This window comes from Streptomyces sp. NPDC032161, from assembly GCF_040636995.1.
Classification (GTDB): domain Bacteria; phylum Actinomycetota; class Actinomycetes; order Streptomycetales; family Streptomycetaceae; genus Streptomyces.
Map to the genome: position 1 here is coordinate 39,131 of NZ_JBEZVN010000005.1, position 23,129 is coordinate 62,259.

The window sequence follows — 23,129 nt, forward strand, 5'->3', positions numbered from 1 at the left end:
CGACGTGGTGGGTGGGATCACTCTGCTGGGGGACGACCGGGGCGGTACTCCCGGCGGTTCGGGAACCGCCGGATCGACGGCCGCGCCACCCCCGCACCCGTCTCCGTCCCCGGACGGGGGATCGCCGCAGGCCGCGGAGGAGTCCGCCGCCCCGCCCGTCTTACCGGAGACCAGCCCCCGCCGCATCCAGCTCATCTTCCTCGGGCTGATGCTGACGCTGCTGCTGGCGGCGCTCGATCAGATGATCGTCGCCACCGCGCTGCCGAAGATCGTCGGGGAGCTGCACGGCCTGGAGAAGATGTCCTGGGCCGTCACCGCGTACCTCCTCGCCTCCACCATCGGCCTGCCGCTCTACGGGAAGCTCGGCGACCTCTTCGGACGCAAGGGCGTCTTCCAGTTCGCGATCGTCGTCTTCGTCATCGGCTCCGCACTGGCCGGCTGGTCCCGCACCATGGACGAACTCATCGCCTTCCGGGCCCTCCAGGGCATCGGCGGCGGCGGACTCATGATCGGCGTACAGGCCATCATCGCGGACGTCGTCCCGCCCCGGGAGCGCGGCAGGTTCATGGGGCTCATCGGCGCCGCATTCGGCCTCGCCTCCGTCGCCGGCCCGCTGCTCGGCGGCTTCTTCACCGACCACGCCTCCTGGCGCTGGTGCTTCTACATCAACGTCCCGTTCGGTCTGATCACCCTGGCCGTCATCACCGTCGTGCTGAAACTGCCCCGGCCCGCGGTCCGCCCCCGACTCGACGTCCTCGGCGCGCTGCTGCTCGCCGCCGCGTCGACCTGTCTGGTGCTGCTCACCAGCTGGGGCGGAACGGAATACCCGTGGGGGTCGGGCGTCATCCTCGGGCTCGGCGCCGGGGCCGTCGCGGCGACCCTGCTGTTCCTCGTCGCCGAGCGACGGGCGGCTGAACCGGTCATCCCGCTGCGGCTGTTCCGCGACTCGATCTTCAACGTCACCGCGCTCGTGGGCGCGGTCGTCGGCGTCGCGCTGTTCGGCGCCGCCAGCTACCTGCCGACCTTCCTGCAGATGGTCGACGGCGCCTCGGCCACCGAATCCGGTCTGCTGATGCTCCCGATGATGGGCGGCATCGTCGTGGCGTCCATCGTCTCCGGCCAGCTCATCTCCCGTACCGGCCGCTACCGCGCCCACCCCGTCGTCGGCAGCGCGGTCTCGGTCGTGGGGATGTGGCTGCTCTCCCGGCTCGACACCGACACCCCACCGCTCGAGAACGGCATCGCGCAGGCCGTGCTCGGCGTCGGGATCGGCCTGGTCATGCCGGTGCTGGTGCTCGCCGTGCAGAACTCCGTACCCCCAGCCGACCTCGGCACCGCCACCAGCGCCAACAACTACTTCCGGCAGATCGGCGGCAGCGTCGGCGCCGCCGTCTTCGGCACGCTCTTCGCCGGGCGCCTCGCCGACGCGCTGGCCGCCCGCCTGCCGGCCGACGCCGATCTGCCCGACCCCGAGTCGATCACCCCGCAGCTCGTCCACGCCATGGAACCCGCGCTGCGCGACGCCTACATCCGCGCGTACGCCGACGCGATGCCGCGGATCTTCCTCTACCTCGTGCCGGTGCTCGTGCTCGGCCTGGTCCTCGCCCTCTTCCTCAAGGAGAAACCGCTGGTGTCCCACAACGGCCCCGAAACAGCCGCCCCGCCGACCGCCGGGGCCGCGCCGGTCCCCGCCGCCCGCGCCGCGGCGCCCGCCGCACCCCCGGCCGTGTACCTCTCGGGCGTACCGGTGTGCGGCAGCGTCCAGCACCCGGACGGCACGAAGGTCCCGCGTGCCGCGCTCACCCTGATCGATGTCCAGGGGCAGCAGGTCGGACGGGGCGCGAGCGGTGACGACGGCCGCTACGCGCTGAGCGTGCCCGGCGCGGGCGCCTACGTCCTGATCGCCGCGGCCGGGGGCCACCAGCCGCAGGCCGTCAGCGTCACCGTGGGCGAACGGCCGGTCGAACTCGACGTGGTGCTCGGCGGCGCGGGCCGGCTCGCGGGGACCGTCGTCACCGCCGACGGGCTCCCGGTGCGGGACGCCGCCGTCACCCTCACCGATGTGCGCGGCGAGGTGGTCGCCTCCACGCGCAGCGGACGCGAGGGCGGCTATGTGATCAAGGAACTGGTGGCCGGTGAGTACACCCTCGCGGCCAGCGCCCCCGCGTTCCGGCCCGCCGCGCTGCCGGTGAGCGTGCAGGCCGCGCGGGAGACCCGGCAGGACATCGAACTCGCCGGAGGGGCGGTGCTGCGCGGCGTGGTACGGGCCGGTGGCGGCAGGCCGGTAGAGGACGCTCGGGTCACCCTGCTGGACGCCGCGGGCAACGTCGTGGACACGCTCACCACCGGGCCGGACGGGGCGTTCAGGTTCGTGGACCTGTCCACCGGCGAGTACACGGTGATCGCGGCCGGGTATCCGCCGGTGGCCACGGTCCTCCAGGTCGCGGGCGGCGGGCGCACCGAACGCGACCTCCTGCTGGGGCACGAGGACTGACCGTTCGGCGGGTGGGCCGCGGCGGACAGCGGAGCGCGGCGACGGACGGGAGGGGGCACGGGCATCGCCGGACCGCCCACCCGGCGGCCACACCGGGTGAGGACGTCGCCGGGTGGCGGCGCCGACCCGCACGCGCGGATCGGCGCCGCCGATGTCAGCGGGCGTCGGCCGCCGTCGCCGATGCCCGCGCCGCCCCGTTCCGCCCGGGATAGCGGTCGGCCCAGGGCAGAGCCTCCTCCAATGCCGCGGAGACGGCGAACAGGAGGCCCTCGCGGCCCCAGCCCGCCGTGAGCGACACCCCGAGCGGCAGCCCCTCGGAACTCCAGCCCAGCGGAAGGCTGATGGCCGGACACCCGGTGGCGTTCCCGATCACGGTGTTGCCCGTGAACGCGGTCATCGCGGCCAGTTCCGCGGCCGGATCGGAGTCGTCGCGAAGCTCTCCGACACGGGTCGGCGGAGCGGTCACGGTCGGTGTGATCACGAGGTCCGCGTCCGCGTGGTCGAGGATCCAGGCTCGCGCGCGGGCCTGCACGACTCCGATCGAAGCGGCCAGCTCGGCCGCGTTCGACCGATGTGCGGCGGACCGGAGATGACGCACGATCGGTCGCATCGCCGATCCGTCGAACGCCGCGGCCCTGGAGCCGACCAGCGCGGTGAACATCACCCGGAAGTTCTCGGTGAGTTCGGGGTCCGGAGCCTGGTCGCGGGCGAACACGTCGTGGCCGAGCCCGGCCAGTGCGCGGCCGGTGTGTTCGGCGGCGGCGGCGACCTCGGGGTCCACGGGCGCGCCCGAGACCGAACCCTGGGCTATCGCCACCCGCAGCCGCGGGACGGGGGCGTCGCAGGCGCGTTCGTAGCCGTCCACGCGGGGAGGGTGCACGAGGCCGGCCCCGGTACGGGTGGTCAGCGCGTCGAGGAAGGCCGCGGCGTCGCGCACGGTGCGGGCGAGCGGCCCCTTCACGGAGAGCCCCATGCCGTCGTCGCCGCCCGGTCCGCCGGGGACGAGCCCGCGGCTCGGCTTCAGCCCGACCACGCCGCAGGCGCTCGCGGGGGAGCGCACGGAACCCGCGGTGTCGCTGCCCTGGGCGATCGGCACCAGCATCGCGCCGACCGCTGCCGCGGCGCCGCCGCTGCTGCCGGCCGCGCTGCGGCCGAGGTCGAACGGGCTGCGCGCGGGGGCGGCGACCTCCGGCTCGGTGTAGCAGGCGGCCCCGAACTCGGGCACGGTCGTCTTCCCGAGACTGATCAGCCCGGCCTCGGCCATGACGGCCACGATCTCGTCGTCGTGGTCCGGCACCCAGTCACGGAACAGGGCGGACCCCAGCGTGGTGCGCACGCCCGCGGTGGCCTCCAGGTCCTTGACGGCCGTGGGCACGCCGAACAGGCGCGGCAGTCCGGCGCGGTCCGTCGTGCGCAGCACCCGTCCGGCCTCGGCCGCCGCCGCGCGGGCCCGGTCGGCCGACACGGTGGTGAACGCGCCCACCCGGTCGCCGCCCTCGATCCGGGCGAGCAGGTGGTCCACGACCTCGGCGGGCGTGGTGTCGCCGCGCTCGTAGGCGGTGGCCAGTTGGAGAGCCGTGAGTTCGTGCAACTGCGTCATGGGTGCTCCATTGCTGTTTCGTTACGCGTATCGATATGGTGGACGCATGAGGGCCGACAAGGCAAGCAATGCGCGGGGCGGCCGCCCCAGGGCGGTCTCGCTCGACGCGATCCTGGACGCCGCGACCCGGATCGCCGACGACCGGGGCCTGGACGCGGTGACCTTCCGCGCGGTGGCCGACCGGCTGGGGGTGTCCCCGATGGCGATCCACCGCACGACGGGCGGCGTCGACGCGCTCCGGCACGCGCTGGTCTCCCGGATCGTCGGCGAGGCCACCCGCTCGGTGGACTGGCCCGAGGACTGGCGGGACGTCCTGCGAACGTTCGCGAACGAACTCCACGACCTGCTCATGCGCCACCCCGTGGTGCTGGAGGCGCACCGTCGCGCTCCCCTCGTGGGACCCGGCGCCGACGACGCCGCACTCCGGGTCGTCGCGGCCCTGCGCTCCGCCGGGCTCGACGAGCGGGCCGCGGTGTACGCGTACGGCGCCCTGCACGACTTCGTCACCGGGCACGTGGCGATCCGGCTCGGCCGCGGCGATCCGGAACGCCTCCCGCTGCCGCCCGAACGCCGGGCCATGTCGGTCTTCGTCGAACACCACGACTACGACCGCCGGTTCGCCTACGGCCTCGATCTCGTCGTCGCCGGGATCGCCGCGGCCGCCACCCCTGTACCGCACGAGGAGCAGAGATGACGCACGACCTGCCCGAACCGCCCGAGACGGTCCGTATCGAAGGTCCTGGCGGGCGCCGCATCGCGTACTGCTCGTACGGGGACCCCGACGCCGCGCCCGCGATCGTGCTGCACGGCACCCCGGGCAGCCGCTACGAGGGCCTCGCGCTGCAGCGGGCCGCGACGGACGCGGGCGTCCGGCTGATCTTCCCGGACCGGCCCGGATACGGTGGGACCGATCCGGTGCCCGGCCGCGGTTTCCATCGCTGGAACGACGACTTCCTGTCCCTGCTCGACCACCTCGGGCAGGAACGGGCGACGCTCGTGGCGATCTCCGGCGGCGGGGGGTACGCGCTGTCCGCGGCCCAGGCCCACCCCGGGCGGGTGGTGAAACTGATCCTCGCGGCCGCCGCCGTTCCCGGGGCGCCCAAGGAGGCGTACGCGGGCCGGATCCCGATCGTGACATGGCTCAACCGCATCGTCCGCTGGGCCCCACCGGTCGGCGGCTCGATGCTCGCGGGCACGGGCGTCTTCAAACGGGTGCGCAGCCGCGAGTCGAACCTCGCGGCCTGGCCCCGGGCCGACCGGCTGGTCATGAGCACCCCCGAGTACCGGGCGCTGTCCGACCTGGACACGACCGAGGGGCGCCGCCAGGGCATGGACGCGGCGCTGACCGACCTGACCGGCTACGCCCACCCGCTGCCGGCCCCACTGGCCTCGGTCTCCGTGCCGACCGTGTTCCTCCACGGCGACGCCGACGGCAACGTTCCCGTGGGGGTGGCGCGTTGGGCGCACGCGCAGATCGACGGCGCCGAACTGAGGATCGTCCCCGAGGGCGGCCACCTCTTCCTGATGGAGGATCCGGAAACCCTCCTGCGGGAACTGGTCTGAGGGGAACGGGTCCGAGCGGGGGCGGAGCCGTTCGCGTCCGGACACCGCGACGCGGACGGTACGGCGACGACCGTCACGGACCGGACGGCCCCGGCCGGCCGCCTCCGTTCTCCCGTGGCCCCTCAGAGTCTGCCGGGTGACCTCCGACCGGGCGGTCGCGCCCTGGCACGCGCGCTTCCGGCGCCGCCGGAACCCCCGGACGGCGCCCTCCCCGCTCCCTCGGCTCCGTTCGAACGGGGGAGACCCCGTCCCAGGACGTCCCGGCGCCCCGGAATCGCACGCGGCATGCGGCGTCCACGTTCCGGGCGAAGGTCACTCGACAGGCTCTCGGCCGGCCGCGCGGGCCGACTCGGTCGGATACACCGCCGCATGGACCGACTGGAAGAGGGCGGTGACCTCCTGGCCGCTGAGGCCCTGGGAGCGCGCCTCGTTCAGCCATTCGGCCAGCGACGCCCTGAGCGGCGACTCGGAACCCGTCTGTGCCGGCGCGAGGGAGCGGGTGATGAAGGTGCCCGCCCCCTGCCTCACCTCGGCGAATCCCGCGCGTTCCAGCTCGCGGTACGCCTTGAGGGTCGTGTTCGGGTTGACCTTGGTGTCCGCGGCGACCTGTGCGGCCGTCGGCAGACGGTCACCCGCCTCCAGCGCGCCCATCCGCAGCGCCTGCTCGACCTGCCGCACGATCTGGAGGTACGTGGCCACTCCGCTGCGTCGGTCGATGCGGAACACGACCACCGTCATCACCCCCTTCGGGCTGCCGAAACGATACGTACCCGTGACGGCGTGTCACCGGAGGGGCCTCCGGGACACCCGCCACACCGTGAACGCGGTGAGCACGGCGGCAGCCGCGAGCAGGATGCCCGCACCCGTCCACTGCATCGCCGGCATCTGGTCGAAACCGAGGTACTGGATGACATCGTCGACGATGCCGTGCTCCTTCACACAGGCGTCCGACGCGGCCTCGGTCTCCTCGGCGCACAGGCCCCAGCCGTACAGGTGGCCGTCGGCGGAGCCGATCCAGCGGTCCACCTCGTACGCCTCGTCGAAGCGCGCGGGCAGTTCGTCGTCGAGCGGGTAGGAGAACATGCGCGCGGGCGCCAGCGAGGAGTGCACCCGTTCCCAGACCAGCTCCACGCACATGGAGAAGGCGAACGTGACCGCCATCGCCGGCAGCACCCGGCGCAGCAGCAGGCCGATGGTGATTCCGGCAGCGGTGAGGAAGAGGCACAGGGCGGGCAGCACCGGGCCGGTGTTGTCGAAGATCGCCCCCTCCGACCAATGGGCCTCGAACACCGAACGGTAGGGCTTCCACCACCAGGTGAAGAGCGCCGAGAGCACCGAGGCGGCCACGAGCACGGCGCCGTAGCACCAGGCGAGCTCGGCCGTGATCCAGCGGCGCCGGGACACCGACTGGGTGGTGACCAGACGGGTGGTGCCGTGCTCCTGGTCCGCCGCGATCAGCGGGGCCCCGAGGAAGTCGCGAACGCGACCCGGGTGCGCCGGCCGCCCGAGAGCGTGCCGATCCGGGCCTGCATCGGTACCTGGCCCGACCGTACGATCCGCTCCGCCGCGGCCATGTCCCAGCCGGGGTTGAGTTCGGCGCCCATGCGCAGCGTCTCCGCCACGGTGAAACCCTTGAACAGCGGCTTGTCCTGCCCGAGGAACGCGAACCTCGGCATCACCGCGGGATCGTCCACCGGTACGCCGAAGACGCGGAGTTCGCCCTCGGACGGCTGCACCTGCCGGGAGGCGGGTCCCAACAGGGTGCTCTTCCCCGCTCCGTTGGGGCCGACGAGACCGCAGATGCGCCCGGCCGGCAGCCGGAACGAGCAGTCCCGCAGGGCCCAGCCGCGGCGGTAGCGCCGTCCCAGGCCGCGGGCCTCCAGCGCCCAGGCGCCATAGGCGCCGTCCGGAGTGAATGCGTCTGCCATGCATTTCCCCCTGATTCCATTAGTCAATTAATGGAATCAGGGTCTTGGCGCAGGGAACCTGGCAAGGCGGGTCCGGGGAGGCCGCACGCCGCCCCGCGTTCGTGCCCGGGCGCGGGCCGCTCGGTTCCGAATGCCGGGCGCTTTGGGGCGATGTGCGGGTTCTCCGGAGGACTGGACCTCTGAACGTTGATGTGCCTCTGGCCCGGCGGTTCCCCGGCGCGTAGCGTGACCCCGCATGAAGATCTTGATCAGCGCGGACATGGAGGGCGCCACCGGTGTGACCTGGCCGGCCGACGTGCTCCCCGGAACCCCTCAGTGGGAGCGGTGCCGTGCCATGTTCACCTCCGACGTGAACGCGGCGGCGCTCGGCTTCTACGACGGCGGCGCCGACGAGGTGCTCGTCAACGAGGCCCACTGGTCGATGCGCAACCTCCTGCTGGAGCGGCTCGACGACCGGGTGCGGATGCTCACCGGCCGGCACAAGTCCCTCTCCATGGTGGAGGGCGTCCAGCACGGCGACATCGACGGCATCGCCTTCGTCGGCTACCACACCGGCGCCGGGGCGGAGGGCGTCCTCGCCCACACGTATCTGGCGAACTCGGTCACCGGTGTGTGGCTCAACGGCGTCAGGGCGAGCGAGGGGCTGCTCAACGCCCATGTCGTGGCGGAGTACGGCGTCCCCGTCGTCCTCGTCACCGGCGACGACCTGACCTGCGCGGACGCGGAGGGCTACGCGCCCGCGGCACGCAAGGTGGCGGTGAAGGACCACGTGTCGCGGTACGCGGCGGTGTGCCGTACCCCGGCCCGTACCGCGGCGGACATCCGGGCCGCGGCCGGGGAGGCGGCCGCGCTGGCCGTGCGGCACGCCCCGGTGGAGGGCGGTCCGTTCACCGTCGAGCTGGAATTCGACGCCGAGCACCTGGCGGGCGCGGCCACCGTCGTCCCCGGCGTGGCTCCGAGCGGTGAACGGCGTGTCGCCTACACCAGCGCGACGATGTACGAAGGCATTCGCACGTTCAAGGCGGTGACCACGATCGTGTCGTCCGCCGTGGAGGAACAGTATGGCTGAGCAGTCCTGTCCCGGTGACGCGGTCGACGCGCGGGCACTCGACGAAGTGGTGACGTTCACCTCCGAACTGATCCGGATCGACACCACCAACCGCGGCGGCGGGGACTGCCGCGAACGCCCGGCCGCCGAGTACGTGGCGGAGCGGCTGGCGGCGGCCGGACTCGAACCCGTCCTGCTGGAACGCACCCCCGGCCGCACCAACGTGGTCGCCCGGATCGAGGGCACCGACCCGTCCGCCGACGCCCTGCTCGTCCACGGCCATCTCGACGTCGTTCCCGCCGAGGCCGCCGACTGGACCGTGCACCCCTTCTCCGGCGAGGTCCGCGACGGCGTCGTCTGGGGGCGCGGCGCCATCGACATGAAGAACATGGACGCGATGGCCCTGGCCGTCGTCGGCGCCTGGGCCCGGTCCGGGGTACGGCCGCGCCGCGACATCGTGATCGCGTACACCGCCGACGAGGAGGCCAGCGCCGAGGACGGCTCCGGCTTCCTCGCCGACCGCCACGCCGCGCTCTTCGACGGCTGCACCGAGGGCATCAGCGAGTCCGGGGCCTTCACCTTCCACGCCACCCCGGACCTGGCGCTCTACCCGATCGCCGCGGGCGAGCGCGGCACCGCCTGGCTGAAGCTCACCGCGCGCGGCAGGGCCGGGCACGGCTCCAAGGTCAACCGGTCCAACGCGGTCACCGCGCTCGCCGCGGCCGTCGCCCGCATCGGCGCGCACGAATGGCCCGTCCGTCTCACCCCCACCGTGCGCGCCGCACTCACCGAAATCGCCGCACTGCACGGCATCCGTCCCGACCTCGACGCCCCCGGCTTCGACGTGGACGAACTGCTCGGCAAGCTCGGACGGTCCGCCGCCCTGGTCGAGCCGACCGTCCGCAACAGCTCCAACCCGACGATGCTGGAGGCCGGTTACAAGGTCAATGTGATCCCCGGCCAGGCCACCGCCTTCATCGACGGCCGGATGCTTCCCGGCGGCGAGGACGAGTTCCACGACACGATGGACCGGCTGACCGGGCCCGACGTCGACTGGGAGTTCCACCACCGCGAGGTCCCCCTGCAGGCCCCGGTCGACTCGCCGACCTTCGCGAAACTGCGCGCCGCCGTCGAACGGTTCGACCCGGACGGCCACGTCGTGCCGTACTGCATGTCGGGCGGCACGGACGCCAAGCAGTTCTCCCGGCTCGGCATCACCGGCTACGGATTCTCACCGCTGAAGCTGCCCGCAGGCTTCGACTACCAGGCGCTGTTCCACGGCGTCGACGAACGCGTCCCCGTCGAGGCGCTGCACTTCGGCGTCCGCGTCCTCGACCACTACCTGCGCACCGCCTGACCCGCCACCACCGCCCGACCCGCTACAGGGGGATGTGAACATGCTGCCCACAGGGGCCCACGGAACATGGCCGTCACCGATCGACGCCGCCCTCGCCGCCTCCCGAGACGGCCGCCCGGACCACGTCGGCACCGTCGGCGACGAGGTGTGGTGGACGGAACCGCGCCCCGCCGAGGCGGGCCGCCGCGCCCTGGTCCGCCGCCGCGCGGACGGGACGACCGCGAGCGTGCTGCCCGCCCCGTGGAACGTACGGAGCCGGGTCGTCGAGTACGGCGGACAGCCCTGGGCCGGGGCCGCCCGCGCCGAGGGCGGACCGCTCGTCGTCTTCGTCGACTTCGCCGACCAACGGCTGTACGCGTACGCCCCCGACGAGCCCGGCGGCCCCCGGCCGCTCACCCCGGTCGGTGCCGTCGGCGGGGGGCTGCGCTGGGTCGATCCGAGCCTCCACCTCCACAGGGGCGAAGTGTGGTGCGTGCTGGAGGAGTTCACCGGCGAGGCGCCCACCGACCTGCGCCGGGTGATCGCCGCCGTCCCCCTGGACGGCTCGGCCGCCGACGACCGCACGGCGATCCGCGAACTCACCGACGACGGCCACCGGTTCGTCACCGGGGCGAAGCTCTCGCCCGACGGGCGCCGGGCCGCCTGGATCGCCTGGGACCACCCGCGCATGCCGTGGGACGGCACGGAGGTGATGCTCGCCGACGTCACCGAGGGCGGCACGTTCCGGGACGTCCGCAGCTTCGCGGGCGGCCCCGAGGAGTCGATCCCGCAGATCGAGTGGGACGCCGACGGATCGCTGCTGTTCGCCGGTGACCGCAGCGGCTGGTGGAACCTGTACCGCGCCGACCCGCACGGGGGCGCCGTGCCGCTGTGCGCCCGGGAGGAGGAGTTCGCCGGCCCGCTCTGGACGATCGGCTGCCGCTGGTTCCGGCCGCTGGACAACGGCCTCGTCGCCACGGTCCACGGCACGGGCACCACGACCCTCGGCATCCTCGACCCGCGGACCGGTGAACTCACCGACGTCGCCGGGCCCTGGACCGCGTGGGCCGCCTCGCTCGCCGCGCACGGCAGCCGCATCGTCGGCATCGCCGCGAGTCCGTCCAGCGCCTATGAAGTCGTGGAGCTGGACACCGCGACCGGCCGCACCCGCGTCATCGGCACACCGCACGAGGACGCCGTCGACCCCGCCTACTACCCGCGGCCCGAGTCCCGCACCTTCACCGGACCCGACGGCCGGGAGATCCACGCCCACGTCCATCCGCCGCGCAACCCCGGGCGGACCGGTCCCGAGGGCGAACTGCCGCCCTACGTCGTGTGGGCGCACGGCGGTCCGACCGGGCACGCCGCACTCGTACTCGACCTGGAGATCGCGTACTTCACCTCGCGCGGCATCGGCGTCGTGGAGGTCAACTACGGCGGCTCCACCGGCTACGGCAGGGACTACCGCAACCGGCTGCGCGAACAGTGGGGCGTCGTCGACGTCGAGGACTGCGCGGCCGTCGCCGGGGCCCTGGCCGCCGAGGGCACGGCCGACCCCTGCCGCCTGGCCATCCGGGGCGGCAGCGCGGGCGGCTGGACCACCGCCGCCTCGCTGACCGGCACCGACGTCTACGCCTGCGGCACGATCATCTACCCCGTCCTCGACCTGACCGGCTGGGGCACGGACGAGACCCACGACTTCGAGTCGCGCTACCTGGAGTCCCTGGTCGGCCCGATCGCCGAGGTCCCGGAACGCTACCGCGAACGGTCCCCGCTCAGCCGTACCGAACGACTGAACACACCCTTCCTCCTGCTCCAGGGACTCGCCGACCCGATCTGCCCGCCCGTCCAGTGCGAACGGTTCCTGACCGCGGTCGAAGGACGCGGCGTCCCGCACGCCTACCTCGCCTTCGAGGGGGAGGGGCACGGATTCCGCCGCGCCGACACCATGATCCGTGCCCTGGAGGCCGAACTCTCCCTGTACGCACAGACCTTCGGATTCGACTGCCCCGACGTACCGGCTCTGGAGCTGAAGCGGTGACCCCCGAAGCACGCATCCCCCAAGAGCGGAAGCCCGCACCGCGGACGCTCGAACCCCTGACCCGCCCCGCCCGGCTGCGCCCCGGCGCCAGGATCGCCGTCGTGTCGCCGAGCGGACCCGTCCCCGCCGACCGCCTGGAGCCAGGGCTCGACATCCTGCGCCGTTGGGGCCTCGAACCGGTGGAGGCGCCCCATGCGCGCGCCGTCCATCCTGAGCTGGACTATCTGGCGGGCGCCGACGAGGCGCGGGCACGGGACCTCCAGGAGGCCTGGTGCGATCCCTCGGTCGACGCGGTGATCTGCGCCCGCGGCGGCTACGGCGCGCACCGCATGGTCGATCTGGTCGACTGGGCCGCGATGCGCGCCGCCGGGCCCAAGGTGTTCATCGGCTACAGCGACATCACCGTGCTCCACGAGGCGTTCGCCGAGCGCGTGGGCCTCGCCACCCTGCACGGCCCGATGGTGGGCACCGAGACCTTCCTGAAGGACCCGGACACCCAGGAGTCCCTGCGGGCCACCCTGTTCGAGCCCGAGACGGTGCGGACGCTCGGGCTGCCCGGCGCACGGACGCTGGTGCCCGGCACGGCGCGCGGCGTGACCTTCGGCGGCTGCGTCAGCCTGCTTGCCGCCGGCATCGGCACCCCGCACGCCCGGACCTCCGCCCGGGGCGGACTGCTGGTCATCGAGGACACCACCGAGGACCCGTACAGCGTCGACCGCATCCTCACCCACCTGTTGCGGGCCGGGGCGCTCGCCGGGATCGCCGGCGTGGCCTGCGGTTCCTGGGAGGGCTGCGGGCCCTACGAGCAGGTGCGGGCCGTCCTGGCGGACCGGCTCGGCGCGCTGGGCGTGCCCGTCGTGGAGGAGTTGGGCTTCGGGCACGGGCCGACGGGGCTGACGATTCCGCTCGGTGTGCCGGCCGTGCTGGACGCGCCCGCCGACGGCGGCCCCGCCACGCTCACCACCGAGGTGCCCGCGCTGATCTGACCGTTCGTTCCCGGCCTCCGCCGAGGAGGACCGCACCCGGTCCGGCCCGCGGCACCCCGCTGCGGGCCGGACCGGGGAGGCGCCGGGCCCCGCCCACACCCTCGCCCCCGACGGCGCCTGGCCCCGCTCCTTCCCCCGCCCCACCTGTGCGCGCGACCTCTTAGCCTGACCGCATGCCGGAAACCGAAGCCGAGACCGACTTCCTGGCCGAGGGGCGCCGCGCGGCGATCCGCCCCTACCGCCGGGCGGACGCCGAAGAGTTCACCACCCGCGCGCGGGAGAGCCGGGACCTGCACCGTCCCTGGCTCTTCCCGCCCCTCGACGCCGATGCGTACGCCGTGTACGCCGGACGGCTGATCGACGACCCCACGAAGGCCGGCTTCCTGGTCTGCCGACGCGAAGGCGAGGGCGGACGCGACCCCGGCGCGATCGCCGGATTCGTCAACATCAACAACATCGTGCGCGGCGGGTTCCGCTGCGGCGCACTCGGGTACGGCGCCTTCGCCCACGCGGCGGGGCGAGGCCTGATGGGCGAGGGGCTGGAACTGGTCCTGCGCCACGCCTTCGGCCCGCTGGGCCTGCACCGCCTCGAAGCCAACATCCAGCCGGGCAACGAGGCGTCCCTGGCGCTCGTCGCGCGTGCCGGATTCCGCCTCGAAGGGTTCTCGCCGGACTTCCTCCTCATCGACGGTGCCTGGCGCGACCACGAGCGGTGGGCGATCACGGCCGGGATGCCTCGGCGCGCGGCGGGCTGACCGGGCCCCGCCCCGGGCCAGCCGTCGACCCGCTCCACCGGCCGAACGGATTGGGGAAGTCTTTGCCCGTGGCCGGATCCGAGTGCCACCGAGGCCCGCGAGGCCGTATTCCACGGGCCGCGGAGCACGGGAATCCGTATAGGAACGGGAAAGCGGCGGCCGAAAGCGTGAGGGATCGGACCCGTCGGCGCGACACCCGTGTTGACCGCATGCGGCCGGAGGCAGAGCCTCGTCATATAGCTGCTCAATACAACTGGTTCGCAACCGGTTCCGCCGGGCCCTCGCCCACGGCACGCCCCCCGCCGGGGCGCCCCGTGCGTACGACCGCTTCCCGGCCGGGACCGCATCGGGAGGACGCGTATGTGTGGCATCGCAGGCTGGGTCTCCTACGACCGTGATCTCCGGGCGCCCGAGGAGGCCGCGACGCTCGACGCGATGACGGAGACGATGGCCTGCCGGGGCCCGGACGACCGGGGGACCTGGACCGACGGGCACGCGGGGCTCGGGCACCGCCGGCTCGCGATCATCGACCTGCCGGGCGGACGCCAGCCCATGTCGGTCTCCACGTCCGAGGGGGACGTCGCCCTCGTCTACTCCGGCGAGGCGTACAACTTCACCGAACTCCGTGGCGAGCTGACCGGCCGCGGGCACCGGTTCACCACCGACTCGGACACCGAGGTCGTGCTGCACGGCTACCTGGAGTGGGGCGAGGCCGTCGCCGAACGCCTCAACGGCATGTACGCCTTCGCCGTCTGGGACGGCCGTCACGACAAGCTCGTCATGATCCGCGACCGGATGGGCGTCAAGCCGTTCTACTACTGGCCGACGCCCGACGGAGTGCTGTTCGGCTCGGAGCCCAAGGCCATTCTGGCCAACCCGCTGGCCCGGCCCCGGGTGACCCTGGACGGGCTCCGTGAACTGTTCAGCCTCGTCAAGACCCCCGGGCACGCCGTGTGGGACGGCATGCGCGAGGTGGAACCCGGCACGGTCGTCACCGTGGACCGCGACGGCCTGCGCCGACGCGTCTACTGGCGGCTGGAGACCCGTGCGCACCACGACGACCGCGACACCACCATCACCACCGTGCGCTCGCTGCTCGACGACATCGTGGGCCGCCAGCTGGTCTCCGACGTACCCCGCTGCATCCTGCTCTCCGGCGGCCTCGACTCGTCCGCGGTCACCGCCCTCGCCGCCCGGCGGCTCGCCGAGAGCGGCGAGAAGGTCCGCACGTTCGCCGTCGACTTCGTCGGACGCACCGAGAACTTCGTCGCCGACGCGCTGCGCACCACCCCCGACACCCCGTTCGTGCACGACGTGGCGCGGCAGGCGGGCACCCTCCACCGCGACATCGTGCTCGACCCGGACACCCTCGCCGACCCCGACGTACGCGCCCGGGTGATCCGCGCCCGCGACCTGCCGATGGGCCTGGGGGACATGGACTCCTCGCTCTACCTGCTCTTCCGGGCCATCCGCGAGCACTCGACCGTCGCACTGTCCGGCGAGTCCGCCGACGAGGTCTTCGGCGGCTACCTCCAGTTCTTCGACGAGGAGGCCCGCCGCACCGACACCTTCCCCTGGCTGGTCCACTACAGCGAGCACTTCGGCGAGGACGCGGACATGCTCCGCGACGACGTGCACCAGGCCCTCCGCCTCAGGTCGTACATCCGCGACTCCTACGAGTCCGCCGTCGCCGGCATCGAACGGCTCACCGGCGAGAGCGACTTCGAGTACCGCATGCGGCGGATCTGCCACCTCCACCTGACCCGGTTCGTGCGTGTCCTGCTCGACCGCAAGGACCGGGCCAGCATGGCCGTCGGCCTGGAGGTCCGGGTGCCGTTCTGCGACCACCGGCTCGTCGAGTACGTCTACAACACACCCTGGGCGCTGAAGTCCTTCGACGGCCGCGAGAAGAGCCTGCTGCGCGAAGCCGTCGCGGACGTGCTGCCCCGGTCCGTGTACGAACGGACCAAGAGTCCCTACCCGTCGACGCAGGACCCGGAGTACGCCGTCGCCCTCCAGGAACACGCCCGCGACCTGCTCGCGCAACCGGACCACCGGGTCTTCGAGCTCATCGACCGCGACCGGCTGAGCAAGGCGGCCGACGAACGCACCGCCCCCCAGGTCACCGGAGCGTCCCGGCGCGGCCTGGAACGGACCCTGGACCTGGCGACGTGGCTGGACATGTACCGGCCGGAGGTGGACCTCAGCTGAGCCGTTCGCCGACGGCGGGGCGCCCGGCGGCCGGCCCGTCCGACCGCCGCCCCTTGTAATTGATCTTCATGGTGTCCATGTCCGTCGCGGTGGAACGGAGTTCGCCGTGGCCGTACCCCAGTTCCCTCAACCGGGTCTCGGCGCGGTCCTCGGCGATCGCGGACGCCATCTCCTCGCCGTCCGCGGCGTCCGACACGACCACGAAGCGCATGCTGAAGTGCTTGAGCACCCGGTCGTACGACAGCGAACCCGCCTCGGTGAACTGCATCGCGTCCAGCCCGTGTCGGTCCACCTCGGACAGGAGGCGGGCGCGTGCCTCCTCCGTCAGGCCCTGCCAGGTGCCGCGCACGATCACTCGGTAGGTGTGCTGGGTGCTCATCGTGGTTCCCGCTCCGTCTTCCGTACGTGAAGAGCTTCCGCTCATGAACGGCCAACGGTACGGAGACGGGGCGCGGCGCACTACGGAATTCGTGGGGCCGCCCCCGGGGAGGGGCGGTGGCTCGGTCCGTGGCGGGGGCCGTGAGCTTCCGGTCTTTTCCCGAGCCGGGCGGCGGAGCCCTGGTCGGGCCGCCGTCCAGCGTGTTCCATGGTCGACGGGGGCGCCCGGACCAGCGGCGGCCCGCGTGAGGGAGCGAGGTTGCCTTGGCCACGACCGTACGACGTGCCGTACTGACTCTGCCCGCCGCACCGCTGGGCCCGGAGAACCCGTTGCCCGCGTTGCGTCCGCTCGACGAGACACACGTCGTCGACGAACGGGTCCGGGCCCAACTGCCGGGCGACATGGCGCGCCAGGTCGGCTACGAGCCACTGTCCACCGTGCTACCGGTGCGCCTTCTCGACGGGTACGGACGCGAGCGCGTCCCCACCGCGCTGGACGCGATCGTCATCGAGAACGACCGGCTGAGGGCCACCGTGCTGCCCGGGTTCGGCGGCCGCGTCCACTCCCTCCACCACAAGCCGACCGGCCGCGAACTCCTGTACACCAACCCGGTGCTGCAGCCCGCCGACTTCGCGCTCAACGGTGCCTGGTTCTCCGGCGGCATCGAATGGAACATCGGGGCCACCGGCCACACCACCCTCTCCTGCGCACCGGTACACGCCGCCCGTGTGCCCGCGCCCGACGGCGGGGACATGATCCGGCTCTGGGAGTGGGAACGGCTGCGCGACCTGCCGTTCCAGGTGGACCTGTGGCTGCCGGAGGACTCCGACTTCCTCCATGTCGGCGTGCGGATACGCAACCCGCACGAGCACACCGCACCCGTCTACTGGTGGTCCAACATCGCCGTCCCCGAGGGCGAACGCACCCGCGTCCTGGCCCCGGCCGACGAGGCGTGGCACTTCGGCTACGAGCGGGCCCTGACCCGTGTCCCGGTTCCGGTGTCCGGTTCCGTCGACCGCACGTATCCGCTCCGGAGCGACTTCCCCGCCGACTACTTCTACGAGGTGCCCGACGGCGCACGCCGCTGGATCGCCTCCCTCGACGAGCACGGGCACGGTCTCGTCCAGACGTCGACCGACCTGCTGAGGGGCCGGAAGCTGTTCCTCTGGGGCAGCGGCCCCGGCGGGCGGCGCTGGCAGGAATGGCTCACCGAACCCGGCACCACGGGCTACGCCGAGATCCAGGCCGGCCTCGCCCGGACCCAGCTGGAGCACGTACCCCTCGAACCGGGCGCCGAGTTCAGCTGGCTGGAGTCCTACGGGCCGCTGTCCGCCGACCCGGGGGCCGTGCACGGCGACGACTGGGCGCGGGCCCGTGCCGAGACCGAGCGGCGGCTCGCCGAGGGACTGCCGCGCGCCGATGCCGAGGCCGCGTACACCGCGTGGCTCCGCTGCGCCGACACCGAGCCCGGCGAGTCGCTCGCCACCGGTTCCGGGTGGGGCGCGCTGGAGGTCCGGCGCGGCGGATACCGGCTGCCGGGCACCCCGTTCGTGGAATCGACCCTCGGTGAGCAGCAGGAGCCCTGGCTGGAGCTGCTGGACCGGGGCAGTCTCCCCGAGCCTCGCCGCCTGGCCCCGCCCGGCCCCTCCCTGGTCTCGCGGCACTGGCGCGACATGCTGGAGACGGCCCCCGCCGATCCGCTCACGGAATACCACCTCGGTGTCGCCCAGTGGCACGCCGGTGACCGCGCCCAGGCGGTCCGCAGCTGGGAACGGGGGCTCGCCCGTGCCGCGTCCCGCTGGCCGCTGCTGCGCTGCCTCGCCGTGGCAGCGGGGGAGAGCGGGCAGCGGGAACGGGCCGCCGGACTCTACGCGGAGGCGTTCGACGATCTGGGCGCGGAGCGTCCCGGCGGCGGTGACGGCGCCGGCAACGGCGATGCCGGTGGCCACGGCGTCGGTGGTGACGACGTCGATGGCGAGGCCCGGACGGCCGCTGTGACGGCGCTCGGCCGCGAGGCGATCGAGGCACTGCTGGCGGCGGAGCGTCCCGAGGCGGCCCGGGAGGTGTGGGCCGGGCTGCCCCCGGAGGTCCGCAGGCGCGGGCGTTTCCGCCTGCTGGAGGCCCGGCTGCTGATCGCCGAGGGCGACCGTACCGCCGCCCGGGCAGTTTTCGACGAGGGCTTCGAGGTCGCCGATCTGCGGGAGGGGGCGGAGATCCTGGACGAGGTGTGGTCCGCGGTCACCGACGAGGAACTGCCGGACCGGTACGACTACCGGATGCGTCCCAGGACGTGACGGCGTCTCGGGACGTGATGTGCTCCGGGACCTGCCGCCTGCCAGGACATCAGGCGTCCCGGGGCACGAGGTGCTCGAGGTGAGGGAGCGCCGGGTACGAGCCGCCGGGACGGGCGCGGACCCGGCGGCTTCCGGCTCGGCGGTGTCCGGTCCGGTGGTTGTGGGCCCGGTGTTCTCCGGGCCCGTGGGCGGCTTCCGGCCCCGTGGGGTGGGGCCGGTGGTCGTGGCGCGGGGCGAGCGCCGCTCAGGCGCCCACGGTCCGGTCGACGTACTCGAAGACGGAGCCGTCCGGATGCACGGCGATCAGGTTGCGGCCCACCGGTGTGGGCACCGGACCCGCGATGACCCGCGCACCGACCCGGGTGAGGGAGGCATGGGCCGCGTCGACATCCTTGACCGCGATCGTCGCCGTGACCTTGCGCAGGATCTCCAGCTCCGACTCGGGTCCGCTCATCAGCAGAAAGCAGCTGATCGCGGCGACCGACACCCCGCCGCGCTCGAAGCGCAGCGCGGAGCTGTCCGTGAGGTCCTCGTAGAAGGCCACCGCGGCCTCCAGGTCGTCGACGCAGATACGCAGCGTGGTTCCCAGAATGTCCATGCGGGACAGGGTAGTTGGCGGATATCAGACCCGGCAGAGGATCTCGCCGTGCGGGACCATGAACCAGGCGTCGTCCCGTTCTCCCCACGTCCGCCAGGCCGAGGCGATGGCGGCCAGCTCCCCGGCGTCGGCGTGACCGCCCGCCACGGCCGACTCCGCGTAGGCCGGGCCGACCGTGCGCTCCGCCCACAGGCCGCTCCACCACGCGCGGCTCTCCGGGGTGGCGAAGCACCAGGCGGCGGCGGTCGGAACGATGTCGGTGAAACCGCCCTTCCGGGCCCAGGAGAGCAGCCGACGGCCCGCGTCCGGCTCCCCTCCGTTGGCGCGGGCGACCCGGCCGTACAGCTCCTGCCAGGCGTCCAGACCGGGGGCCTCGGGATACCAGGTCATCGCCGCGTAGTCGCTGTCGCGGGCCGCGACGACGCCCCCGGGCCGACAGACCCGTCGCATCTCGCGCAGGGCCCGCACCGGGTCGGTCACGTGCTGGAGCACCTGGTGGGCGTGGACGATGTCGAAGGAGCCGTCGGGGAAGTCCAGTGCGTGCACATCGGCGGTCGCGAACTCGATCCGATCCAGGCCGCGTTCGGCCGCGACCTCGGCCGCCCGGTCCAGGACCTCCCGATTGGTGTCGACCGCGGTCACCCGGCCGGGAGCGACCAGCGCGGCGAGATCGGCGGTGATGGTGCCGGGCCCGCAGCCGACGTCCAGCACGGTCATGCCGGGGCGGAGTTCGCCGACGAGGTACGCCGCGGAATTCGCGGCCGTACGCCAACGGTGCGAGCGCAGGACGGACTCGTGGTGGCCGTGCGTGTAGACGGCGGACCGCTTCTCCATGGCGTGGTTCCTTCCTCGGGACGCGCAGCGCGAAGCACGGTGCCCGGGGGCGGGCCGCGCGCAGAGCGGCGGGCGGCGAGGCCCCCGTGATGACACCGTACGCACATGGATCGCATTATGAGATGAGTGTCTCGCCATATGGGCAAAGGGTGATGCTGTCGTGGGCCGCCCTTCCGTTTGCCGGCCCTGGTCGCGGATGCCTCACCGCTTCGGGGCCGGGCAGTACACCGTCAGCGCCTCGGGCAGCTTGTCGATCGTCAACTCGCCCCGTGCATACCCGACTTCGCCGTCGTATGCGTAGGGCGTGCCGGGAGCCAGGCCCGCGACCCGTACCTGCCGGCGCCGCCGTGCCGCGTGGACGGGCGAACGGGTGAGCGGCCCGGCGACGGCCGCCGCGAGCAGGCGCAGGCCGGGGGCGCGTCCCGCGTGCACCATCCGTACGTCCAGCAGACCGTCCGCGAGACCGTGTCGACGGCCCGGCGCCGGGCCGACCCGCTGGAACAGACCGTTGCCCACGAACAGCAGCCACAACGGGCGCCGTCGCCCGTCCACCTCCGCCTCCAGCGGACGGTCACCGCGCAATGCCCGCCACGCCGCGAGCAGACCCGCCGGCCAGGCTCCGATCCGGGGAGCCCAGTACTCGCGGATCCGCACCAGCTCCGGATAGACGCCGAGGCTGAAGGCGTTGAGGAAGTATCCGTACGCGTCGACGGGTTCGCCCGGCCCGAACGGCCCACGGGGTTCGCCGGGCCTGCCCGGCGCGACCGGTTCGTCCGATCCGCTCGGTCCGTTCGATCCGCCTCGTACGGGCGGCTCGCCCAGTGCGGCCGGTTCGCTCGGTGCGGCCGGTTCGCTCGGGCCTTCCGGGCCTTCCGTGCCTTCCGGGCCGTTCGGCCCCGGTCGGAAGCGGCCGATGTCGACCCGTACCGCGTCACCCGCGGTCAGGGCGGCGCGGACATCGTCCACCGTCTCGATGCCCAGGTCGTGGGCGAAGTGGTTCAGCGTCCCCCCGGGGAACACCGCCAGCGGCATCCCGTGCGCGCGGGCCACGGCGGCTGCCGCGTTGACCGTGCCGTCCCCGCCGCAGACTCCGAGCGCCCTGGCCCGTCCGGCCGCCCTCTCCAGCTCGGCGCGGAGGTCGTCGGGCGCGCATCCCGCCACCTCGGCATCGGGCAGTGCGGCGCGCACCAGTGATGCCGTCGTCGCCGCGGTTCCTGACCGCTCGTTGACCACGACGACCAGGCCCCCGCCGTCCGGCAGCGCGGGTGCGCGACCGGGCGCGCGGCCCGGTGCCGGGAACCGCGCGCGCGTCGGAACGACCCCGCGCAGCGCCAGCGCCGCCCCCACCCCGAGCGCCGCACCGGCCAGCACATCACTCGGGTAGTGGACCCCGGTGTAGACGCGGGAGGCGGCGACGGAGAGCGCGAGCGGCGCCACGACCACGCCCCACCCCCGCGATTCCAGGGCCACGCCCGTGGCGAAGGCCGCCGCCGACGCCGAGTGCCCGGAGGGGAAGGACGTGGTGAACGGCTGACGATTGAGCTGCCGAACCACCGGAACGGCGTCCAGCAGCGGACGCTCCCTGCGCACGGCCCGCTTGCCGAGCGTGTTGGTCACGGCGGACGCCACGGCCAGCGAGGCGACCCCGCGCAGCGCGGCCCGCCGCGCCCGGGCACCGCCGCCCAGTGCGGCCAGGCCCGCCGCGACACCGAACCAGAGGAGTCCGTGGTCGGCGCAGCGGCTCAGCCGGGGCAGCACCGGTTCGGCACCCGGCCAGGTCCGGTGCGCCAGGCTCCTGAACACGGCGAGATCGACGTGGCGGAGCCAGGCACGCGGTGCGACGGACGGAGAAACGCAGAACGGCGTACGCGGTGAGTGCATGGGACTGCGGATACCCCGATCGGCCGTGTGACACCTCGCCCGACCGCGCGGAACCACCGGGCCGTGTGCGACACGTTCCGCCGTCCGCCCGCACGGCCCCGTACATGTGCCGTTCGGGTGTCCGCCGACGGCGCCACGTGTGCGGGGTGCGGGCCGCGGCCCTTACCCTGTGGTCGTGATTCCGGCCCGTGGCCGGACTCTCCGTGACCGCAGCCGCGATCCGCCGGACCGGGCGCGGGGCCGACGGGCCCCGGCACGGACGCCGCGGGACTGCGGCGCGGTCGGACCCCACAAGGGGCAGACTCCACAAGGGGCAGACATGAGTTCCGCGCGCCTGGACGTGGCCGTATCCGAGAACGCCGAGCTGGGCGAGGGCCCGACCTGGGACCCGGCCGCCGGCCGGCTGATCTGGGTCGACATCCTCGCCGCCCGCGTACACACCTACGACCCGGTGACCGGCCACCGCACGGTGCGGACCACCGAACAGCACGTCGGCGCGGCCAAACCGCGCGCGGGCGGGGGGCTCGTGGTCAACCTGCGCGACGGCATCGGCCTGTACGACCCGGACGGCGCGTTCCGATGGCTGGTCCACGACCCCGAGCCCGGGCGCCGGGGCAACGACGCGGCGGTCGCGCCCGACGGGGCGCTGTGGGCGGGCACCATGCGCTACGACGAGACCGAGATCGGCGGCAGCCTCGCCCGCGTCGCGCCCGACGGCGGGGTCACCCCGGTACTGCCCGTGGTCGCGTGCAGCAACGGCATCGGCTGGAGCCCGGACGAGCGGCTGATGTATTACGTCGACACGCCCACCCGCCGTGTCGACGTCTTCGACTTCGACGGCGAGAACGCCGTGAACCGGCGCCCGTTCGCCACGATCGAGGAGGGCGCGGGCTTCCCCGACGGCCTGACCGTCGACGCGGACGGCGCCGTCTGGGTCGCTCTGTGGGACGGCGCGGCGGTGCGCCGCTACACGCCCGACGGTTCGCTGGACCGGATCGTCGAGCTGCCCGTGAGGCGTCCGACCGCCTGTGCCTTCGGCGGCACGGACCTGCGCGACCTCTACATCTCCTCGGCGCGCGTCGGACTGGACGCCCCGCATCCGCTGTCCGGCTCGCTGCTGGTGCTGCCGGACGCGGGGCAGGGCATGCCGGGGACGCCCTTCGCCGGCTGACCGCCGTCGG

Annotated in this window: 17 protein-coding genes and 2 pseudogenes; 11 read left to right on the top strand and 8 right to left on the bottom strand. The window is 73.4% G+C overall.

Annotated elements, in window-relative coordinates:
• Positions 1-4 precede the first annotated feature (4 nt).
• Positions 5-2,494 carry an MFS transporter gene (locus AB0E67_RS14455; RefSeq protein WP_362025690.1) on the top strand — a complete coding sequence of 830 codons (2,490 nt, stop codon included), beginning with the start codon at positions 5-7 and terminating at the stop codon, positions 2,492-2,494.
• 154 nt (positions 2,495-2,648) lie between these two features.
• Here the strand turns inward: AB0E67_RS14455 and AB0E67_RS14460 are convergent, their stop codons facing one another.
• Positions 2,649-4,094, bottom strand: coding sequence for an amidase (locus AB0E67_RS14460; RefSeq protein ID WP_362025693.1), 1,446 nt, complete (start codon positions 4,092-4,094; stop codon positions 2,649-2,651).
• A 46-nt stretch (positions 4,095-4,140) separates the two neighbouring features.
• Here AB0E67_RS14460 and AB0E67_RS14465 point away from each other — a divergent pair, with 46 nt between their 5' ends.
• Both AB0E67_RS14465 and AB0E67_RS14470 read left to right on the top strand, forming a co-directional pair.
• Positions 4,141-4,788 (top strand): TetR/AcrR family transcriptional regulator, encoded by a 648-nt coding sequence (locus tag AB0E67_RS14465; protein ID WP_362025696.1) that lies wholly within the window; start codon positions 4,141-4,143, stop codon positions 4,786-4,788.
• Entirely contained in the window at positions 4,785-5,657 is an 873-nt protein-coding gene (locus tag AB0E67_RS14470; RefSeq protein WP_362025699.1) for an alpha/beta hydrolase, read from the top strand. Before AB0E67_RS14465 ends, AB0E67_RS14470 begins: the two co-directional genes overlap by 4 nt.
• Positions 5,658-5,969: 312 nt before the next feature.
• Here AB0E67_RS14470 and AB0E67_RS14475 read toward each other — a convergent pair whose 3' ends face one another.
• From AB0E67_RS14475 to AB0E67_RS14485, 3 genes and pseudogenes are all read right to left on the bottom strand, one after another.
• Positions 5,970-6,395 carry a GntR family transcriptional regulator gene (locus tag AB0E67_RS14475; protein ID WP_362025701.1) on the bottom strand — a complete coding sequence of 142 codons (426 nt, stop codon included), beginning with the start codon at positions 6,393-6,395 and terminating at the stop codon, positions 5,970-5,972.
• A 45-nt stretch (positions 6,396-6,440) separates the two neighbouring features.
• Positions 6,441-7,130 (bottom strand): annotated as a pseudogene (locus AB0E67_RS14480) (ABC transporter permease); the annotation flags it as partial.
• 2 nt (positions 7,131-7,132) lie between these two features.
• Positions 7,133-7,585 (bottom strand): annotated as a pseudogene (locus tag AB0E67_RS14485) (ATP-binding cassette domain-containing protein); the annotation flags it as partial.
• A gap of 235 nt (positions 7,586-7,820) precedes the next feature.
• Between AB0E67_RS14485 and AB0E67_RS14490 the strand changes: the two are divergent.
• From AB0E67_RS14490 to asnB, 6 genes are all read left to right on the top strand, one after another.
• Entirely contained in the window at positions 7,821-8,654 is an 834-nt protein-coding gene (locus tag AB0E67_RS14490) for a M55 family metallopeptidase (RefSeq protein WP_362025704.1), read from the top strand.
• Positions 8,647-9,990 (top strand): M20/M25/M40 family metallo-hydrolase, encoded by a 1,344-nt coding sequence (locus tag AB0E67_RS14495; protein WP_362025707.1) that lies wholly within the window; start codon positions 8,647-8,649, stop codon positions 9,988-9,990. The genes AB0E67_RS14490 and AB0E67_RS14495 overlap by 8 nt, the downstream gene beginning before the upstream one ends.
• A 40-nt stretch (positions 9,991-10,030) precedes the next feature.
• Positions 10,031-12,010 (top strand): prolyl oligopeptidase family serine peptidase, encoded by a 1,980-nt coding sequence (locus AB0E67_RS14500; RefSeq protein WP_362025710.1) that lies wholly within the window; start codon positions 10,031-10,033, stop codon positions 12,008-12,010.
• A complete protein-coding gene (locus tag AB0E67_RS14505) occupies positions 12,007-12,996 on the top strand; it encodes an LD-carboxypeptidase (RefSeq protein WP_362025713.1) in 990 nt (329 codons plus the stop codon). Before AB0E67_RS14500 ends, AB0E67_RS14505 begins: the two co-directional genes overlap by 4 nt.
• A gap of 173 nt (positions 12,997-13,169) precedes the next feature.
• Positions 13,170-13,751 carry a GNAT family N-acetyltransferase gene (locus AB0E67_RS14510; protein ID WP_362025716.1) on the top strand — a complete coding sequence of 194 codons (582 nt, stop codon included), beginning with the start codon at positions 13,170-13,172 and terminating at the stop codon, positions 13,749-13,751.
• Positions 13,752-14,111: 360 nt separating this feature from the next.
• Positions 14,112-15,962, top strand: coding sequence for an asparagine synthase (glutamine-hydrolyzing) (gene asnB, locus AB0E67_RS14515; protein ID WP_362025718.1), 1,851 nt, complete (start codon positions 14,112-14,114; stop codon positions 15,960-15,962).
• Here the strand turns inward: asnB and AB0E67_RS14520 are convergent.
• Complete coding sequence (locus AB0E67_RS14520) at positions 15,955-16,341, bottom strand: DUF6204 family protein (RefSeq protein WP_362025721.1); 387 nt, start codon at positions 16,339-16,341, stop codon at positions 15,955-15,957. The two genes, asnB and AB0E67_RS14520, sit on opposite strands and share 8 nt — an antisense overlap.
• A gap of 263 nt (positions 16,342-16,604) precedes the next feature.
• Here AB0E67_RS14520 and AB0E67_RS14525 point away from each other — a divergent pair, with 263 nt between their 5' ends.
• Complete coding sequence (locus AB0E67_RS14525) at positions 16,605-18,635, top strand: DUF5107 domain-containing protein (RefSeq protein ID WP_362025724.1); 2,031 nt, start codon at positions 16,605-16,607, stop codon at positions 18,633-18,635.
• Positions 18,636-18,879: 244 nt separating this feature from the next.
• On the opposite strand, the gene AB0E67_RS14530 is transcribed toward AB0E67_RS14525, so the two are convergent.
• The 3 genes from AB0E67_RS14530 to AB0E67_RS14540 form a co-directional block, all read right to left on the bottom strand.
• On the bottom strand, positions 18,880-19,233 hold the full coding sequence (locus AB0E67_RS14530; RefSeq protein ID WP_362025727.1) for a VOC family protein: 354 nt from the start codon (positions 19,231-19,233) through the stop codon (positions 18,880-18,882).
• A 24-nt stretch (positions 19,234-19,257) separates the two neighbouring features.
• On the bottom strand, positions 19,258-20,067 hold the full coding sequence (locus AB0E67_RS14535; RefSeq protein WP_362025730.1) for a class I SAM-dependent methyltransferase: 810 nt from the start codon (positions 20,065-20,067) through the stop codon (positions 19,258-19,260).
• A gap of 201 nt (positions 20,068-20,268) precedes the next feature.
• Positions 20,269-21,948: a phosphatase PAP2 family protein gene (locus AB0E67_RS14540; RefSeq protein WP_362025733.1), complete on the bottom strand. Its 1,680-nt coding sequence runs from the start codon at positions 21,946-21,948 to the stop codon at positions 20,269-20,271.
• 319 nt (positions 21,949-22,267) lie between these two features.
• Here AB0E67_RS14540 and AB0E67_RS14545 point away from each other — a divergent pair, with 319 nt between their 5' ends.
• A complete protein-coding gene (locus tag AB0E67_RS14545) occupies positions 22,268-23,119 on the top strand; it encodes an SMP-30/gluconolactonase/LRE family protein (RefSeq protein WP_362025736.1) in 852 nt (283 codons plus the stop codon).
• Positions 23,120-23,129: the final 10 nt, after the last annotated feature.

Coding starts and splice junctions, on each gene's coding strand:
- AB0E67_RS14460 (WP_362025693.1), bottom strand. CDS start 4,094: ATGACGCAGTTGCACGAACTCACGGCTCTCCAACTGGCCACCGCCTAC.
- AB0E67_RS14465 (WP_362025696.1), top strand. CDS start 4,141: ATGAGGGCCGACAAGGCAAGCAATGCGCGGGGCGGCCGCCCCAGGGCG.
- AB0E67_RS14470 (WP_362025699.1), top strand. CDS start 4,785: ATGACGCACGACCTGCCCGAACCGCCCGAGACGGTCCGTATCGAAGGT.
- AB0E67_RS14475 (WP_362025701.1), bottom strand. CDS start 6,395: ATGACGGTGGTCGTGTTCCGCATCGACCGACGCAGCGGAGTGGCCACG.
- AB0E67_RS14490 (WP_362025704.1), top strand. CDS start 7,821: ATGAAGATCTTGATCAGCGCGGACATGGAGGGCGCCACCGGTGTGACC.
- AB0E67_RS14495 (WP_362025707.1), top strand. CDS start 8,647: ATGGCTGAGCAGTCCTGTCCCGGTGACGCGGTCGACGCGCGGGCACTC.
- AB0E67_RS14500 (WP_362025710.1), top strand. CDS start 10,031: ATGCTGCCCACAGGGGCCCACGGAACATGGCCGTCACCGATCGACGCC.
- AB0E67_RS14510 (WP_362025716.1), top strand. CDS start 13,170: ATGCCGGAAACCGAAGCCGAGACCGACTTCCTGGCCGAGGGGCGCCGC.
- asnB (WP_362025718.1), top strand. CDS start 14,112: ATGTGTGGCATCGCAGGCTGGGTCTCCTACGACCGTGATCTCCGGGCG.
- AB0E67_RS14520 (WP_362025721.1), bottom strand. CDS start 16,341: ATGAGCACCCAGCACACCTACCGAGTGATCGTGCGCGGCACCTGGCAG.
- AB0E67_RS14530 (WP_362025727.1), bottom strand. CDS start 19,233: ATGGACATTCTGGGAACCACGCTGCGTATCTGCGTCGACGACCTGGAG.
- AB0E67_RS14535 (WP_362025730.1), bottom strand. CDS start 20,067: ATGGAGAAGCGGTCCGCCGTCTACACGCACGGCCACCACGAGTCCGTC.
- AB0E67_RS14540 (WP_362025733.1), bottom strand. CDS start 21,948: ATGCACTCACCGCGTACGCCGTTCTGCGTTTCTCCGTCCGTCGCACCG.
- AB0E67_RS14545 (WP_362025736.1), top strand. CDS start 22,268: ATGAGTTCCGCGCGCCTGGACGTGGCCGTATCCGAGAACGCCGAGCTG.